We start from the raw sequence: 16,264 nt of genomic DNA on the forward strand, positions 1-16,264 counted from the left end.
GCGAGCCCGCATAAGCAGTTGCGAGTGTCGCGAGACTGGAACCGTGCCGACGCTCACCACTCCGACCACCTCTGTTCACCACTCGTTCCTGACCGCCTGGCGCGAGTTCGGCGCCGATGAGCGCTGGCTCGGCGCCCGGACCATCACCGGCGACTCCAGAGCGTGGTCGCTGGAGGAGGCTGCGGACCCGGCGGAGTTCACGCGCCTCGTCGAGGCGCTCGCCAGTGAGGCCGATCCGGCAACCCCACTGCCGCCGGGGCTGATCCACCAGACGGTGCTCTGGTACGTCGACGGCCCGGAGTGGCTCGGCCGGCTGTCGATCCGCCACCGGCTCGCACCGGCGTTCGCCGAGGCTATGGGGCACATCACGTACTCCGTCCGGCCGTCCGCGCGTCGTCGCGGGCATGCGACCCGGATGGTCACCGAATCGCTTCCGTACGCCGCAGCGCTCGGTCTGGAGCGCGTGCGCATCACCTGTCTGGTCGACAACGTCGGGTCGCGGAAGGCGATCGAGGCGGCCGGCGGCGTACTGGAGGACGAGTACGACGGGAAGCTGCGGTACTGGGTGGTTACCGGGGGTGAGTGAGACTGGGGGGATGGCGCGTTTGGTTGTACCTAGTGTGACTGTGCATCGGTCGTATTTGGGGGCTTGGGATGAGTGGGGGGCTGAGGGGGAGCGGTGGATGGGGGCTGAGGCGTTTGTGGGGGGTGAGGAGGAGAGGTGGAGTCGGGAGGAGGTGGGGGATGTTGGGGAGTTTGCGAGGTTGGTGGAGGGGATTCGGGGGGCTGCTGAGCCGGGGGCGGTGTTGGTGGCGGGGATCGTGCCTTACACGGTGTTGTGGTTCGTGGAGGGGGACGAGTGGTTGGGGCGGTTGTCGATTCGGCATGAGTTGAATGCGCCGTTGCTGGAGCTGGGCGGGCACATCGGGTACGCGGTGCGGCCGTCGGCGCGGCGGCGGGGGTATGCGACGGAGATGCTGGCGCAGGCGCTGCCGGTGGCTGCTGAGCTGGGGATCGACCCGGCGCTGGTGACGTGCGATGCGGACAACGTGGCTTCGCGGAAGGTGATCGAGGCGGCGGGCGGGGAGCTGGAGGACGAGCGACACGGAAAGCTTCGGTTCTGGGTCGCCACGAAGCTCAAGTGATGACCTATCGTCGGAGCTTATGAAGGTCGCCATTCTGACGCGTGAGTTCCCACCGGACGTGTACGGCGGGGCGGGGGTGCACGTGGACTTCCTGGTCCGTGAGTTGCGCCGACTGCTCGACGTCGACGTCCACTGCATGGGTGAGCCGCGCCTCGGCGCGACGGCGCACACCGAGGACGACCGGCGGATTCCGCACGCGAACGCGGCGCTCCGGATCCTCTCCACCGATCTGACCATGACAGCGGCGGTCGGCGACGCACAGCTCGTGCACTCGCACACCTGGTACGCCAACATGGCCGGCCACTGGGCCAAGCTCCTGTACGACGTCCCGCACGTGGTGACCGCCCACTCGCTGGAGCCGCGCCGTCCGTGGAAGGCCGAGCAGCTCGGCGGCGGCTACCGGTTGTCGAGCTGGGCCGAGCAGACGGCGTACGAGGCGGCGGACGCCGTGGTCGCAGTCAGCCGCGGCATGCGGGACGACGTCCTGGACTGCTACCCGGCGATCGACCCGGCCAAGGTGCATGTCATCTCCAACGGCATCGATGCGGACTTCTACCACCCGGACCCGTCGACGCACGTGCTGGAGCGGCTCGGCGTCGACCTCAGCCGGCCGTACGTCACGTTCGTCGGCCGCATCACCCGGCAGAAGGGCGTCCCGCATCTGCTCCGAGCCGGCCTGCAGCTGGACCCGTCGGTGCAGCTGGTCCTGCTGGCCGGTGCGGCCGACACTGTCGAGCTGAAGGCCGAGACCGACGCGCTGATCGACGACCTGAAGGCAGCCCGCGACGGCGTCTTCGTGGTGTCCGAGATGCTGCCGCGCGAGGAGGTCCGGCAGGTGCTGACGCACGCCCTCGCGTTCTGCTGCCCGTCGATCTACGAGCCGCTCGGCATCGTCAACCTCGAAGCGATGGCCTGTGAGACCGCCGTCGTCGCGAGCGCCGTCGGCGGCATCCCCGAGGTGGTCGACGACGGCGTCACCGGCACCCTCGTCCGGTACGACGAGAACGACATCGACACCTTCGAACGCGACCTTGCCACCGGCATCAACGAGCTGGTCGCCAACCCGGCCAAGGCCGCCGCAATGGGCAAGGCCGGGCGCGAGCGCGCAGTATCGCAGTTCAGCTGGGTCACCGTCGCCGAGCGGACTGTCGAGCTGTACAACTCCCTGCAGAGGTAGGGCTACCCCCACTCCGAACCGGGGGTATGGCCCGATGGTGGCGGGTGATCGCCGCCGGTTGGCTGGTGACATGACTTCACGAGCTTTCCGGATCGTCCCCGCCGCCCTCGCCGTCGGCGCGCTGCTCGCCGCGCCGCTGTCCGCCGTCGCAGTCAGCCAGCCTTCCCTAGCCGAGTCCGCCGTCGCGCAGGCGACCGCACACGCACCCCGCGGCGCCCTCGTCTCCGCCGTCCAGGTCGGCAAGCTCACCGCCGCCGAGCTCGACGCGGCAGCAGCCGAACGAGGCTTCGTCAACGCACCGAAGGCCCGGTACGACGTCACCGTGTACCGGCTCATCTACCGCACCATCGACGCCAAGGGCCGCCCGACCACGGCGTCCGGCATCGTCGTCCTCCCCGACGGCCGCCGCGGCGCGCTGAGCGTTGCCGAGTACCTGCACGGCACCATGGGGACGAAGGCGTACGCCGCCTCCGTCGACCCGGACTCGACCGACCGCCTGATCACCGCGCTGTTCGCCGGCGCCGGTCTGGCCGGTGTGGCGCCCGACTACCTCGGCCTCGGTCTCGGCCCGGGTCGCCATCCCTACCTCGACACCGCGACCGAGACCAGCGCCTCGACCGACATGTTGCTCGCGGCCCGGACCTTCAGCGTCCGGCGCGGCGTCGCGCTGAAACGCGATGTGCTGGTCACCGGGTTCTCCCAAGGCGGTCGGGCCACTCTGGGCGTCGGCCGGGCGCTGCAGCGCGGGGCGGCAGGCTCGTTCCGGCTCGGCTCACTCCATGCGGTCGCCTCGCCGTTCGACCTGCTGAACGTCCAGCTCCCGGCGGTGTTCGACGGCGGCGTCCGGCCGCAGATCGCCACGCTCTACCTCGCCTACTTCATCACCTCGTGGAACCGCACGGTCGGTCTGTACGACGACCCTCGCGAGGTGTTCCAGTCGCCGTACGCCGAGCGGGTCGAGCAGCTGCTCGACGGCTCGCACACCACCGAAGAGATCGTCCGCGGCCTGCCGGACGCCCCGGCCAAGCTCTTCACGGCCGACTACCTGAACCAGCTGCAGAACCCGACCGGACGCCTCCGACGGGCCATGCGCGCAGCCGACCAGATCTGCCACGACTGGTCACCCCGAGTCCCGCTGGACTTCTACAGCGGCACGAAGGACACCGACGTCCGCGCCGCGAACTCCGAGGTCTGCGCCACCGGCCTCCGCGCCAAGGGCGCACGCATCGATGTCCGCTCGATGGGCGCGGTCGACCACTTCGGCACGGCGATGACGGCGTACCCGCAGATCATCCGCGCCGCCACCCGCTGAGCCTGCAGGTCAGCCGATGCCGGCGGTGGGGGCTTCGGAGGCCAGCCAGGTGGTGAGGAGGCGGGCGCCGGCGCCGGTGGAGCCGGCGGAGTACTCGTGGTGGTCGCTGGGCGACTCGGCGATCGACGAGAGGTCCAGGTGCGCCCAGGGCGTGGTGCCGGTGAAGGCTTTGAGGAAGAGGGCCGCGGTGATCGAGCCGGGGCCCTTGGAGGAGTTGACGGCGTCGGCGATCGGGGTGGCGATCAGCGACTCGTACTCGGCGGGGAGCGGCATCCGCCACAGCTCCTCGCCTGCCGCCCGGCCGGCCTCGGTCAGGTTGTCGGCGAGCGCGTCGTCGGTGGCGAACAGGCCGCCGTAGAGCATCGCGCCGAGGGAGATCTTGATCGCGCCGGTCAGCGTCGAGATGTCGACCAGGACGTCGGGCTGCAGCTCCTGGACGGCGTACGCGAGCCCGTCGGCCATCACCAGCCGGCCCTCGGCGTCGGTGTTCTTCACCTCGGTCGTGCGGCCGCCGAAGTGCCGGATCACGTCGTCCGGCCGGTACGCCGTCCCGGACGGCATGTTCTCGGCCGCGCAGATCAGCCCGGTGACGCGAACCTTCGCGCCCAGCTCCCGCAGCGCCGACAGCGTTGCGATCACCGAGCCGCCGCCGGTCATATCGCGTTTCATCGACACCATCGCCTCGCGCGGCTTCAGCGACAGGCCGCCGGTGTCGTAGGTGATGCCCTTGCCGACCAGGACGACGTACGGCGTGTCGTCGCCGGCGCCCTCCGGGACGTAGTCGAGGCGGATCAGCCGCGGCGGCCGGGTCGAGCCCTGACCGACCGCGAGGATGCCGCCGAACCCGTCGGCGGCCAGCTTCTTCTCGTCCCAGACGGTGACCTCGAGACCGGTCGACGCGGCCAGCTCGGTCGCCCGGGCGGCCAGCCAGGCCGGGTCCTTCTCGTTGGACGGCGTGATCGCGAACTGGCGGGCCAGCCAGCCGGTCCGGCCGATCACGATGCCGCGATCGACGACCGCCTGCCGCTCGGCCGCGGAACCGTCGGTCAGCGTCACCCGCGCGACCACCGGCTCCGGCGTGTCGGCCGTCTTCAGCGTGTAGCTGAACGAGCCGAGCACGACGCCCTCGGCGAACGCCTGGACCGCCGCGTCGTCGATGCCCTCGGCAACGACCGTGGTGAGCTCGTCCTTACCGCGGCCGAACCGCGCGATCGCCGCGCCGGCCTGGCGCAGCTCCTTCGCGGTCTGCTCGCCGGCGCCGACCAGCAGCACCTCGCGGACCTCGCCGGTGAGCAGCGGGTACGCCGCCGTCGAGCCGGCCGCCGTGCTGAACCCGGCCTCCTGCTGGACCTCGAACAGCCGGTCCAGATCGACGCCCAGCCGCTCGCCGGCCTCCTTCGCGGCGGCCGGCAGACCGTCCGCTCCGGCCACGATCACCCAGGTCGGCGCGCCGTGCACCGGCAGGCCGGCCTGCCAGCCAACGGCGGGGATCGTCGGGTACGCGAAGGTGCTGGTGCGGCGAGCCACTAGAGGGTCCTCACAGGGTTCGGTCAGGTGTCCAGGAAACTTTGCGGTGCCAACCGTAACGACCCCGGCCGGTGCCGAGCACGGCACCCACCGGGGTCGAAGGATTGATCAAGGAGTGCGGACCAGGGCACCCCGGGGAGATCGGTCAGCCGACGACGGCCTTCAGTGCGTTGCCGAGCTCGGTCGCTTCGTCGGCATTGAGCTCGACGACCAGGCGGCCGCCGCCCTCGAGCGGAACCCGCATCACGATCCCGCGGCCCTCCTTGGTGACCTCGAGCGGACCATCGCCCGTCCGCGGCTTCATCGCCGCCATGCGCGCACCCCTTCCCAGTTCGGTGTTGAGCGACGACACCGAACGGAACCGTCCGGCGCCGCGCGGTGATGCGCCGTCGGCGCGTATCGCAAGGTGTATCCGAACCCATTATTCCCGATAGCGGGGCGAAGGTGCGCACCATACGGCAGACTCGGGTCTTGTGCACGCCCGTTCAGCCCTCTTCGACCTCTACGGCGACCACCTGCGCGCACGCGGCGCGCGGGCCCCGGTCGCGGCGCTGGTCCGGCTGCTGGCGCCGCTCGGCGTCCACCCGCCCGCCGTCCGGACGGCGGTCTCCCGGATGGTCCGTCAGGGCTGGCTGGAGCCGGTCCGGATCGACGGCCAGCCCGGTTACGGCTTGTCCACCCGGGCGCGTCGCCGGCTCGACGACGCGGCCGCCCGCATCTACCGGACCGGCCCCGACGGAGCCGATCCGGGCGGCGCCGCCGGCTGGGACCAGCACTGGCATCTGGGCATTCTGCGCGAGGTCCCGAACGCCCGCCGCCGCGAACAGCTCGCGAGCCAACTCTCCTTCCTGGGTTGGGCTCCGCTGTCGGACGGCGCCTGGGTCGGGCTGCGCAACGACGCCGAGGTCGACCAGATCCTGGCCGCCGAACAGATCCCCGCGGACCGCTTCCGCGCGCCGGTCGACGAGGCCGCCCCGGAGTTCGCCCGGCGGGTCTGGAAACTCGACGAGCTCGGCGCGTCGTACGACGCCTGGCTGATCGAGGCGAAGGCCCTGGTGGACGCCGCGGGCGACGGCACGACCGACGAGCAGGCCTTCGCCGTCCGGTCCGAACTCGTCCACGAATGGCGCAAGTTCCTGTTCCGCGACCCGGGTCTGCCGGCCGAGTTGCTACCGGCCGGCTGGGCCGGGACGAAGGCCGCCGCGTACTTCGATTTCCACGCCGAACGTCTGGGCCCCGCGGCCGGGCGTTTCGTCGACGACTGCCTGACACTGCACTGAAATTCCTCACGGATTGTCTAGGAGCTGACCACGATGAGTGACTCCGTCACGTACGCCGTCGCCGAGGGCGTCGCCACCATCACCCTGAACCGGCCGGACGCGATGAACTCGCTCGACACCGCGACGAAGGTGTTGCTGCGCGACACCGTCCAGGCCGCGGCGGCGGACGACGCCGTCCGCGTCGTGGTGCTGACCGGGACGGGCCGCGCGTTCTGCGTCGGGCAGGACCTCAAGGAGCACATCGGCCTGCTGGAGGCCAACGACACCGACGCGTTGTGGAGCACGGTGCCCGATCATTACGCGCCGATCGCGCTCGCGCTGGCCGAGATGCCGAAGCCGGTCATTGCCGCGGTCAACGGCGTGGCGGCGGGCGCCGGCGCGTCGATGGCGTTCGCGTGCGACCTGCGGATCGTCGCGGACACGGCCGGCTTCAACATGGCCTTCACCGGGATCGCGCTGTCCTGCGACACCGGGATCTCCTGGACGCTGCCGCGGCTGATCGGTCAGGCGAAGGCGCTGGAGCTGCTGTACTTCCCGCGGACGGTCCCGGCCGCCGAGGCGCTCGAGCTCGGGCTCGCGACGTCCGTCGTCCCGGCGGCCGAGCTGACGGCGACCGTCGGCGAGCTGGCCGCGAAGCTGGCGGCCGGCCCGACGGTCGCGTACGGCTCGGTCCGGCAGTCGGTCGCGTACTCGGCGACGCACACGCTGGCCGAGGCGCTCCAGTTCGAGGCGGCGAAGATGCAGCTGACCGGCGACACCGAGGATCACAAGAACGCGGTCGCGTCGTTCGTCGCGAAACAGAAGCCGGTTTTCAACGGCCGGTAGAAATGTTGGTGGACTCCCCGGCCGCTTTCCGGTCGGGCGAGTCACGACCGGACAACCACCTGACAGACGGGGAGTCCGCGAACACCACATCACGTTGTGTGCCTGGAACACAACTCGTTCAGCCGTTTGTCTTCGAGTCAATTCGAATTGCACGATTTCGTGCTGAATGCACGTGCATTCGGCACTTGCATCGGCCTTGATCGGTACCGACCAGGCAGTGAAAAAGTCAGCGGGCGATACAGGTGGCCAGATGGTCGTTGACGATGCCGGTCGCCTGCATCAACGCGTACGCCGTCGTCGGTCCGACGAAGACGAAACCGTGCTTCTTCAGCGCCTTCGACAGCGTGACCGACTCCGGCGTCGTCGCCGGGACGTCGCCGAGGGTCTTCGGCGTTTTCTGCTCGGCCGGCCGGAAGCTCCAGAGCAGTTCGGTGAACTCGCCGTCGGCCAGCTCCAGCAGGGCGCGCGCGTTGGAGATCGTCGCGTTGATCTTCAGCCGGTTGCGGACGATCCCGGTATCGGCCATCAGCCGATCGAAGTCGTCGCTGCCGTACTTCGCGATGATCTCGGGATCGAAGTGCGCGAACGCCGTCCGGAAGTTCTCCCGCTTGCGCAGGATGGTGATCCAGGACAGGCCGGACTGGAAACCCTCCAGCGTCATCCGCTCGAACAGCCCGCGGTCGTCGCGGATCTCCTTGCCCCACTCGGTGTCGTGATACTCGACGTACTCCGGGGCGGACGTCGCCCACCCGCAGCGCGGCTGCCCGTCGGCGCCGATCACCGTCATGCGGTGACCTCGTTGCGCAGGCGGTTCAGCGGGTATTCGCGCGGCGGATCCCATTGCGTGATGACCATGTCGTCAAGTGAACCCCAAGCCACCGACAGAAAGTGCGTGCCGCGACGGCCGTCAGTTAGGTCGGCGGTACGCCGTCTGCTCCGGCGGCGCGCTGTGGCGCCCTTGGGAACCCGGCTCGGCGGCGGGCTTGAACTCCCAACCCTCCTCGGCCTGCTCGAACGCGCCGAGCTGCTGCTGCCCGTTCCCGTTCGTCGCGTGCTCCTGCGGCGTCTGCGGCTCTCCCGGCTGCACCCAGTGCGGCACCGGAGCCGGCTGCTGGCCCGCAGGCGGTGCGGGCGCGGGCGGCTGCTGGACGACGGGCTGCTGCTGGGCCGAGGGCGGCGGCTGGACGACGGTGGGCGGCCGTACCGGCGCGCTCTGCTGCGCGGGCCGGGTCGGCTGCGGCGCGGGCGCGTAGGTCTGCCGAGTCGGCACCGGCTGCTGCACGACGGGCGCGTACGACTGCTGCGGCGCGGCCGGAGGCTGCTGAGCCGGCGGCGACTGCGGAACCTCGGACTGCGGAGTCAGCTCGTCCTGAAACCAGGACTGGGAGGCCTCGGCAGTCGGCGCGGCCGGCGGCTCCTGCGCGCCAGACGGCTGAACGGGCGGCTGAGCGGGCGGCTCGGCCGGCGCTGCGGATGGCGCTGCAGGCGGCTGCTCAGGGGCGGGCTGCTCGGGGGTGGGCTGGTCGAGGCGGGGTTGGATGGTGGGGAGGCTGCCGGTCGACGCGAGGAGCGCGCGGGCCTCGGCCTGCAGGCGCTCGTACTCGGTGGCCGCGGCAGTGGCGGCGGTGGGCGGCGGCTCCGGCGCGGCCGCCGGCTGCTCGTCGAGGACGGGCGGGGGGACGACGGCAGGCTGCTCAGCGGTGACCGGCTCATCAGCGACCGGAGCGGTCGCCTGCTGCTCGGCGACCGGCTGCGCAGTGGCGGGCGTCGGCTGCTCGTCCGAGCCGAGCGGCTGCTGATCCGCAGCCGGCTGCTCGGGAGCGGCCGGGGTCTGCTCGGCGGGCGTCTCTGCCGCGGCCGAAACGGCCGGCTGCTCGGCGACGACGGCCGGCGGGTCGGCCGGGAAGTTGCCGCCGACGAGGATCGGCTGCTGGGTACCGGTGTCGTCGAAGTCGGCCGCGGTGTAGCCGTAGCGGGAGGTGAAGCCGGCGCCCTCGGGGGCGTCGACGATCGGGGCGACGGCGCGCTCCAGGTCGGCGATCCGGCGGTCGCGCTCGGCGACCTCCCGGGCGACCCGCTCGAGCAGCGTGTCGACCTCGTCCATCCGGTAGCCGCGGACGCCGACCGCGAACCGGACGGACTCGATCTCGGTCGACGTCAGCGCCTGCCGCGCGGGCACCGTCATGTCGGGCCGATCGTCGTACGCCGTACTCATGGCACCCCAACGACCCGAGGCCACCACTGCGACGGCCCCGATCAAGACGACCACGATCAACCCGAAGAACCACATCACGGGACCGATCGTGCCATGTCCATCCAGTCACCCGCACAATCGGCGGGTCCCCACCACACCGGCCACTTTCCGTCAACCCCCGTCCCAGCACGCCCGGGACGGGGATCGGGCGGCGAAATCAGCTGCCGTCGGAGCCGAGCCGGTGCGACTCGCGCCGGGCCCGGGCGGCCGGGTTCTCGGCCTCGGCGACATCGCGCGCGGCCTCGGCCGCGGCCTCCTCGGCGGCGGCGTCGGCCAGCTCGGCCGCCTTGATGATGTAGCTGACCGCCTCGTCCACCGAGTCGGTGATCGTGAACATGTCCAGGTCGGCCGCCGAGATCTTCCCGTCGGCGAGCATCGTCTCCCGCAGCCAGTCGGCCAGGCCGCCCCAGTACGACGTCCCGAACAGCACCACCGGGAACGACGTGACCTTCCGCGTCTGGGCCAGCGTGAGCGCCTCGAACAGCTCGTCCAGCGTGCCGAACCCGCCCGGCATCACCACGAACCCCTGGGCGTACTTCACGAACATCGTCTTCCGCGTGAAGAAGTAGCGGAAGTTCATCCCGATGTCGACCCACTCGTTCAGCCCGTTCTCGAACGGCAGCTCGATCCCGAGCCCGACCGACACGCCGCCGGCCTCGGAGGCGCCCTTGTTCGCCGCCTCCATCACGCCCGGGCCGCCGCCGGTGATGACGGCGTACCCGGCCTCGACCAGCTTCCGGGCCAGCTCCTCGGCGGCGACGTACATCGGGTCGTCGGGTTTGGTCCGCGCCGAGCCGAACACGCTGATCGCCGCGCCGAGCTCGGCGAGCATGCCGAACCCCTCGATGAACTCCGACTGGATCCGCAGCACCCGCCACGGGTCGGTGTGCACCCAGTCGGACGGGCCGCGGCTGTCCAGCAGCCGCTGCTCGGAGGTCGAGTTCTGCACCTGGCTGCGGCGCGTCACCACCGGCCCGCGCTGCTGGTGACCGATCGGGCGGCCGGGGTTGGTCGAAGGTTCGTCTGCCATGTCACCAGGTTAGGACCAACCCGGGCACGGCACCGGCTCACGCCGGGCCGGTCAACCAACTCCTCAACCGCTGTTCACACACCTCGATATCGGCCTCCGGCACGAATTCATCCTGTTTGTGCGCATAGAGCGGGTCGCCGGGCCCGTAGTTCACCGCCGGGACGCCGAGCAGCGTGAACCGGGCCACGTCGGTCCAGCCGAACTTCGGCTTCGGCTCACCGCCGACGACCTGCAGGAACGCCGCCGCGGCCGGCCGCTCCAGCCCGGGCAGCCCGCCCGGCGCCGAGTCGGTGACGACGACGTCGTACCCCTCGAACACCTCGCGCAGGTGCGCCTCGGCCTCGGCCTCGCTCCGGCTCGGCGCGAACCGGTAGTTGATCTCGACCGTGCACAGATCCGGGACGACGTTCCCCGCGACGCCGCCGGTGATCCCGACCGCGTTCAGCCCCTCGCGGTACTCCAGCCCGTCGATCGGCACCCGGCGCGGCTCGTACGCCGCCAGCCGCGCGAGGATCTCCCCGGCCGCGTGGATCGCGTTCGAGCCCATCCAGGACCGGGCCGAGTGCGCCCGCTCGCCGCGGGTGGTCACCTCGATCCGCATCGTCCCCTGGCAGCCGGCCTCGACGACGGCGTTCGACGGCTCCATGACGACCGCGAAGACGCCTTCGAGCAGCTCCGGGTTCGACTGCGTCAGCCTGAAGAGCCCGTTCCGCTCGGACTCGACCTCTTCGCAGTCGTAGAAGACGTACGTGACGTCCCGGTTCGGCTCGGCCAGCGTGGCCGCGAGCCGCAGTCCGACGGCGACGCCGCCCTTCATGTCACACGCGCCGAGCCCGTGGATCAGCCCGTCCGCCCGCCGCGCCGGCAGGTTGGCGTTGAGCGGGACGGTGTCCAGATGTCCGGCGATCACGATCCGCTCGGCCCGGCCGAGGTCGGTCCGGGCGACGACCGTGTTGCCGTGCCGGAAGACCTTAAGGTGCCCGTACGCCGACAGCGCGGCCTCGACCTGGTCCGCGAGCGGCTCCTCGGTGCCGCTGACGGACGAGATGTTGACCAGCGCTTCGGTCAGGTCCGGGCCGGACACAGTCAGATCTAGGCTCATGCCCGACAGGCTATCCACGGCAGCGGACCTGGTTCTCGCTTAGGGTCGGGGCGTGACCGACCTGCGGACCCGCCTGCGCGCCGTACCAACTCTGACTGGCACTCCCCCGCAGTTCGACCCGGAGCAGGCGCCGGAGGACCCGCAGGCGCTGTTCACCGAGTGGCTGCTGGCTGCGGTGGATCAGCAGGTGCCGGAGCCGCTGGCGGCGACGCTGTCGACGGTCCGAGCCGACGGACGGCCGAACGCGCGGGTGTTGATTCTGAAGGACGTGAATGCCGAAGGCTGGCAGTTCGCGACTTCGGCAGCCAGTCCGACCGGGGCTGAGCTGACTGCGACGCCGTACGCCGCTCTGACCTTCTACTGGATCCCGCTCGGCCGACAGGTCCGTTTGCTGGGTCGAGTCGAGGCTGCGGCACCGGACGAGTCAGCGCGCGACTTTCTGGCCCGTCCGGTCCCAGCACGCGCAGAGTCGCTGGCTGCACGGCAGAGCGACGTCCTGGCTGATCCAGCGGACGTCGGAGCCGCCGTCGCCGAGCAGACCGAGCGGCTGCTTGCTGACCCCGGACTGGTCGCCAAGAACTGGACGCTGTACACGCTGCAGGCTGATGAGGTGGAGTTCTGGCAGGCGGACCCGGACCGTCGCCACCTGCGCCTTCGGTACCGCCTGGATGCCGAGAACTGGACTAAGGAGCGTTTGTGGCCCTGACCGACGTGAAGAGCGCTGCCGACCGGCTCAGTGAGCTGGTGGCCGGACTGGACGAGGCCACGGCCCGAGGTGACTCGGTACTGCCCGGCTGGTCGCGCGGGCACGTGATCACCCACATAGCGAACTTCTCCCGCGCGATGACCCGTCAGGTCGAGTACGCCCTGCGCGGCGAGCTCGTCGAGGTGTACGACGGCGGCCGCCCGGCCCGTGACGCCGACATCGAAGCCGGCGCGCACCGACCGGCCGCGGAGCTGACTGCCGATCTGAACGACGCAGTCAGCGCACTGGTCGCCGCCTGGGACCAGGTCGACGACTGGTCCCGGCCGATCCTGCACCGCAACAGCACCCTTGCCCACGGCATCGACGCCACCTGGCGCGAGCTCACCGTCCACACCAGCGACCTGGGCCTGGCCGCCACCCCCGCCGACTGGCCGGCCCCCTTCTGCGCCCACCTCCTCGACTTCCTCCGCCCCCGCACCCCGGACGGCGTACACCTCGTCCTGCAACCCACCGACGCCCCCGCCTGGCAGAACGGCACCGGCGAAGAGCATGTCCTCACCGGCACCCTCAACGCCCTCACAGCCTGGTACGCCGGCCGCACCCTCGACTCCCCAGTCAACGGACCACGCCCGGAGCTCCTCCCCTGGCCGTAGCATGCGGTCCACACGGCCAAGCAATCTCCAAGTAGGGGGCGGGTATGACGACGATCTACGACGTCGCGCGTAGATCGGGGGTGTCTCCGGCGACCGTCTCGCGGGTGCTCAGCGGCCGCCGCAACGTCGACCCCGAGCTGACCGAGAAGGTCCGCGCCGCGGTCGCCGAGCTCGGCTACCGCCCGAACGGCGTCGCCCGGAACCTGCGCAGGTCGTCGACGAACCTGTGGGCCGTCGTCATCTCCGATATCGAGAACCCCTTCTTCACCTCGCTGGTGCGCGGTCTGGAGGACGTCGCGCAGACCGCGGGCTACCACGTCGTCCTGTGCAATTCGGACGAGAACCCGGAGAAGGAGGCGGCGTACGCCTCGGCTGTTCTGACCGAGCAGATGGCCGGTGTCGTCATCTCACCGACCTCCACCGCGGACGGCGTCCAGCAGCTCGCCGATGCGAAGACGCCGATGGTGCTGATCGACCGCAGGGTCGACGGCATCGAGGCCGACACCGTCCTGGTCGACAACGAGCACGGCGCCCACGAGGGCGTCAAACACCTCATCGACGGCGGCTACCGCCGGATCGCCTGTATCACCGGGCCGCGCAACGTCAGCACTGCGACCGACCGCCTGGCCGGCTATCGCACCGCCCTCGAATCCGCCGGCCTCCGCCCGGACGAGGAGCTGGTCCGGTACGCCGACTTCCGCGAAGCCGGCGGCCTCGCCGCGATGGAGTCCCTCCTGAACCTCCCAGAACCGCCCGAAGCCCTGTTCGTCACCAACAACCTGATGACCGTCGGCGCCCTCGAATGTCTGGCCAACCGCGGTCTCCGCGCTCCGCACGACATCGCCGTCGTCGGCTTCGACGACACCCCCTGGGCGAACCTCGTCGTCCCCAGCCTCACCACGGTCGCGCAGCCCACTTACGAACTGGGCCGAACCGCCGGCCTCATGCTCAAAGACCGCATCGCCACCCCCAACAAGCCGCCCTCCACTGTCACCCTCCGCACCGAGCTGCACATCCGAGCCACCTCAGCCCCCAAGCCCTAACCCGCTACCGGCCCGCCCGGGTTGGTGAGGGTCAGGGTGAAGCGGGTGCCGGGGTGCGGGGTCACTGCGAGGGTGGCGTGCTGGCGGTGGGCGAGGTCGCGGGCGATGGCGAGGCCCAGACCGGCGCCGCCGGCGTCTCGGGTGCGGGCCTCGTCGAGCCGGGTGAAGCGGTCGAAGATGCGCTCGCGGTCGGCTTCGCGGATACCGGCGCCGTCGTCGTCGACGTGCAGGAGGACGGCGTCCGGGGTTTGCTCGAGGGTGACCTCGACGGTCGAGCGCGCGTGCCGGATGGCGTTGTCGAGGAGGTTGCGAAGGATCCGGTCGAGTTGCGTCGGGTTGCCGGTGACGGGGAGCTCGTCCGGGGCTTCCAGCGTCAGGGTGGGGCCTTCGTCGAGGCGGCGGGCCAGCTGCCGGCGGGTGAGCTCGGCGAGGTCGACCGTGGTGGTGGCCGCGGTGGGTTCGGCGTCGAGGCGGGCGATCAGTAGGAGGTCGTCGGCCAACTGTTGGAGACGGCGGACCTCTGCGACGGCGTTGGCGCCCACTGCGGGCCAGTCCGCCCGGTCGGGATGGGCGGCGGCGACTTCGAGGATGGCGCGCAGGGAGGCGATCGGACTGCGGAGCTCGTGGGCGGCGTCGGCGACGAAGCCGCGCTGCTGATCGGCTGCGGTCTCGAGGCGGCCGAGGGTTTCGTTGAGGGTCGTGGCCAGGCTGGCCAGGACGTCGCCGGTCGGTGGAACGGGGACGCGCTCGTGCAGGTTGCTCTCGCTGATGGTCGCGGCCTGGGCGCGCATCCGCTCGACCGGGCGGAGGGCCACGCGCGTGGTGACGTACGCGCCCAGCATGATCAGCAGGACACCCGCCGGTACCGCCGGAATCAGCACCCGATCGGCCGCCGCCACCGCGTCCTCGGCCTCGAACGGCAACACGAACACCGAAACGCCCACCGACCGCCCGTCGCCGGGAAACAACTTCCCGCCGGGCACCGGGACACGGGAGAGCGGTATGACGGCGCGGTAGAACTCGACCCGCCGTCCGGCCAGGCTCTTCAGATCCGCGCACAGCGAGACGTCCCGCGACGTTGCCATGCCACAGGCGTCTTCCAGTCGTGTCAGGTCCGGCGCGCCAAAGGTCACGTACTGGCCGCGGTCCTGGCGGGAGCTCGGCTCCCATTTGGCCGGTAGGGGCTGAAGCGCCGGACCATCGTCGTCTATATAGAGGCTCAGTTCACGGGAATACCCCGGCAGGTGCCCGTTGTCCTCGACGATCTCGACAAGCTGATCAGTCATCGGGTGCGAGATCGTGAAGGGCCAGCTTCGCTCCGCCGGATTCGCGTACATGTTGTCCACGACCATGTTGCGGGCTTGTTGGGCTCGGTGCTGGAGGTCCTTGTAGCGGGTCGCGTAGATCTCGTGGCGCATCCAGAAGGCGAAGCCGGTGGCGAGGACGGCCGCGAGGAGGCCGGCCACGAGGGCGACGCGGACGGCGGTGGACAGTTTCATCGGGTGCTCCCGGTCAGGCGGTAGCCCATCCCGCGCACGGTTTCGAGTGTCCGGCGGCCGAACGGCTGGTCGATCTTGCGGCGCAGCGAACTGATGTGCACCTCGACGACGTTGACGTCGCCTTCGTAGTGCGGATCCCAGACCTGGTCGAGGATCTCGCCTTTGGTGACGACGACGTCGCGGCGCCGGGCCAGACATTCGAGGACGGCGAACTCGCGCGCGGTCAGCTCGATCCGCCGCTCACCGCGCCGGCAGGTCCGGGCGGCGGGGTCGAGGACCAGATCGCCGATCTCCAGTGGCGCGGGCGCACCGCCACCGCGCCGGAGCAGCGCGCGCACGCGAGCGACCAGGACGACGTACGAGAACGGTTTGGTCAGGTAGTCGTCGGCGCCGGTGTCGAGCCCTTCGGCCTGGTCGTACTCGCCGTCCTTGGCGGTCAGCATCATGATCGGAGTGGTGTCGCCGCCGCGGCGCAGCGCCTCGCAGACCCGGTAGCCGTTCAGGCCGGGCAGCATCACGTCGAGGATGATCGCGCCGTACTCGTGCTCCTCGGCCGCCCAGAGCGCCTCGGGACCGCTGTGGACGACGTCGACGACGAACCCGTGGGACTCCAGACCCCATTTGACCGCCGCGGCGAGCCGCTGCTCGTCCTCCACCACCAGTATTCGCACCGGACCAGATTCGCACGCCCTGAGGAGCATCCTGAAGAAC

At 70.7% G+C, this 16,264-nt stretch carries 17 protein-coding genes; 9 read left to right on the forward strand and 8 right to left on the reverse strand.

The genetic code is table 11. The annotated features are described in order from the left end of the window. The first annotated feature begins 43 nt into the window (after window positions 1-43). The 4 genes from ACZ6ZD_RS00925 to ACZ6ZD_RS00940 all read left to right on the forward strand — a co-directional run bounded on the left by ACZ6ZD_RS00925 (window position 44) and on the right by ACZ6ZD_RS00940 (window position 3,634). Window positions 44-586 carry a GNAT family N-acetyltransferase gene (locus ACZ6ZD_RS00925; protein WP_465667024.1) on the forward strand — a complete coding sequence of 181 codons (543 nt, stop codon included), beginning with the start codon at window positions 44-46 and terminating at the stop codon, window positions 584-586. Window positions 587-683: 97 nt separating this feature from the next. Beyond that, window positions 684-1,145, forward strand: a complete 462-nt coding sequence (locus tag ACZ6ZD_RS00930; protein ID WP_465667026.1) for a GNAT family N-acetyltransferase — start codon at window positions 684-686, stop codon at window positions 1,143-1,145. A gap of 19 nt (window positions 1,146-1,164) precedes the next feature. Then, complete coding sequence (glgA, locus tag ACZ6ZD_RS00935; RefSeq protein ID WP_465667028.1) at window positions 1,165-2,322, forward strand: glycogen synthase; 1,158 nt, start codon at window positions 1,165-1,167, stop codon at window positions 2,320-2,322. A gap of 70 nt (window positions 2,323-2,392) precedes the next feature. Then, a complete protein-coding gene (locus ACZ6ZD_RS00940; RefSeq protein WP_465667030.1) occupies window positions 2,393-3,634 on the forward strand; it encodes a hypothetical protein in 1,242 nt (413 codons plus the stop codon). Between the two features lie 9 nt (window positions 3,635-3,643). Here the strand turns inward: ACZ6ZD_RS00940 and ACZ6ZD_RS00945 are convergent, their stop codons facing one another. Continuing rightward, entirely contained in the window at window positions 3,644-5,161 is a 1,518-nt protein-coding gene (locus ACZ6ZD_RS00945; RefSeq protein ID WP_465667032.1) for a leucyl aminopeptidase family protein, read from the reverse strand. 145 nt (window positions 5,162-5,306) lie between these two features. Continuing rightward, window positions 5,307-5,474, reverse strand: a complete 168-nt coding sequence (locus ACZ6ZD_RS00950; protein WP_012923066.1) for a DUF3117 domain-containing protein — start codon at window positions 5,472-5,474, stop codon at window positions 5,307-5,309. A gap of 160 nt (window positions 5,475-5,634) precedes the next feature. On the opposite strand from ACZ6ZD_RS00950, the gene ACZ6ZD_RS00955 reads away from it, so the two are divergent. Beyond that, on the forward strand, window positions 5,635-6,441 hold the full coding sequence (locus ACZ6ZD_RS00955; RefSeq protein WP_465667034.1) for a PaaX family transcriptional regulator: 807 nt from the start codon (window positions 5,635-5,637) through the stop codon (window positions 6,439-6,441). A gap of 33 nt (window positions 6,442-6,474) precedes the next feature. Next, complete coding sequence (locus tag ACZ6ZD_RS00960) at window positions 6,475-7,266, forward strand: enoyl-CoA hydratase/isomerase family protein (RefSeq protein ID WP_465667036.1); 792 nt, start codon at window positions 6,475-6,477, stop codon at window positions 7,264-7,266. A 226-nt stretch (window positions 7,267-7,492) separates the two neighbouring features. On the opposite strand, the gene ACZ6ZD_RS00965 is transcribed toward ACZ6ZD_RS00960, so the two are convergent. The 4 genes from ACZ6ZD_RS00965 to dapE form a co-directional block, all read right to left on the reverse strand. Beyond that, window positions 7,493-8,053 (reverse strand): DNA-3-methyladenine glycosylase I, encoded by a 561-nt coding sequence (locus ACZ6ZD_RS00965; protein WP_465667038.1) that lies wholly within the window; start codon window positions 8,051-8,053, stop codon window positions 7,493-7,495. Between the two features lie 120 nt (window positions 8,054-8,173). Beyond that, window positions 8,174-9,556, reverse strand: coding sequence for a DivIVA domain-containing protein (locus tag ACZ6ZD_RS00970; protein WP_465672592.1), 1,383 nt, complete (start codon window positions 9,554-9,556; stop codon window positions 8,174-8,176). Between the two features lie 121 nt (window positions 9,557-9,677). Beyond that, complete coding sequence (locus tag ACZ6ZD_RS00975; RefSeq protein WP_171676065.1) at window positions 9,678-10,550, reverse strand: LOG family protein; 873 nt, start codon at window positions 10,548-10,550, stop codon at window positions 9,678-9,680. A gap of 37 nt (window positions 10,551-10,587) precedes the next feature. Next, complete coding sequence (dapE, locus tag ACZ6ZD_RS00980) at window positions 10,588-11,652, reverse strand: succinyl-diaminopimelate desuccinylase (protein ID WP_465667040.1); 1,065 nt, start codon at window positions 11,650-11,652, stop codon at window positions 10,588-10,590. A 52-nt stretch (window positions 11,653-11,704) separates the two neighbouring features. Here dapE and ACZ6ZD_RS00985 point away from each other — a divergent pair, with 52 nt between their 5' ends. Genes ACZ6ZD_RS00985 through ACZ6ZD_RS00995 form a run of 3 tightly spaced genes read left to right on the forward strand, consistent with a single transcriptional unit; the run spans window position 11,705 to window position 14,054 of the window. Continuing rightward, window positions 11,705-12,358, forward strand: a complete 654-nt coding sequence (locus ACZ6ZD_RS00985; RefSeq protein WP_465667042.1) for a pyridoxine/pyridoxamine 5'-phosphate oxidase — start codon at window positions 11,705-11,707, stop codon at window positions 12,356-12,358. Further along, on the forward strand, window positions 12,349-13,011 hold the full coding sequence (locus ACZ6ZD_RS00990; RefSeq protein WP_465667044.1) for a maleylpyruvate isomerase family mycothiol-dependent enzyme: 663 nt from the start codon (window positions 12,349-12,351) through the stop codon (window positions 13,009-13,011). The genes ACZ6ZD_RS00985 and ACZ6ZD_RS00990 overlap by 10 nt, the downstream gene beginning before the upstream one ends. Before the next feature lie 44 nt (window positions 13,012-13,055). After that, window positions 13,056-14,054 (forward strand): LacI family DNA-binding transcriptional regulator, encoded by a 999-nt coding sequence (locus ACZ6ZD_RS00995; protein WP_465667046.1) that lies wholly within the window; start codon window positions 13,056-13,058, stop codon window positions 14,052-14,054. On the opposite strand, the gene ACZ6ZD_RS01000 is transcribed toward ACZ6ZD_RS00995, so the two are convergent. Next, window positions 14,051-15,553 (reverse strand): ATP-binding protein, encoded by a 1,503-nt coding sequence (locus ACZ6ZD_RS01000; protein ID WP_465667048.1) that lies wholly within the window; start codon window positions 15,551-15,553, stop codon window positions 14,051-14,053. The two genes, ACZ6ZD_RS00995 and ACZ6ZD_RS01000, sit on opposite strands and share 4 nt — an antisense overlap. After that, complete coding sequence (locus ACZ6ZD_RS01005; RefSeq protein ID WP_465667050.1) at window positions 15,550-16,224, reverse strand: response regulator transcription factor; 675 nt, start codon at window positions 16,222-16,224, stop codon at window positions 15,550-15,552. Before ACZ6ZD_RS01005 ends, ACZ6ZD_RS01000 begins: the two co-directional genes overlap by 4 nt. Window positions 16,225-16,264 lie beyond the last annotated feature (40 nt).

This window comes from Kribbella sp. NPDC104218 (genome assembly GCF_055584105.1).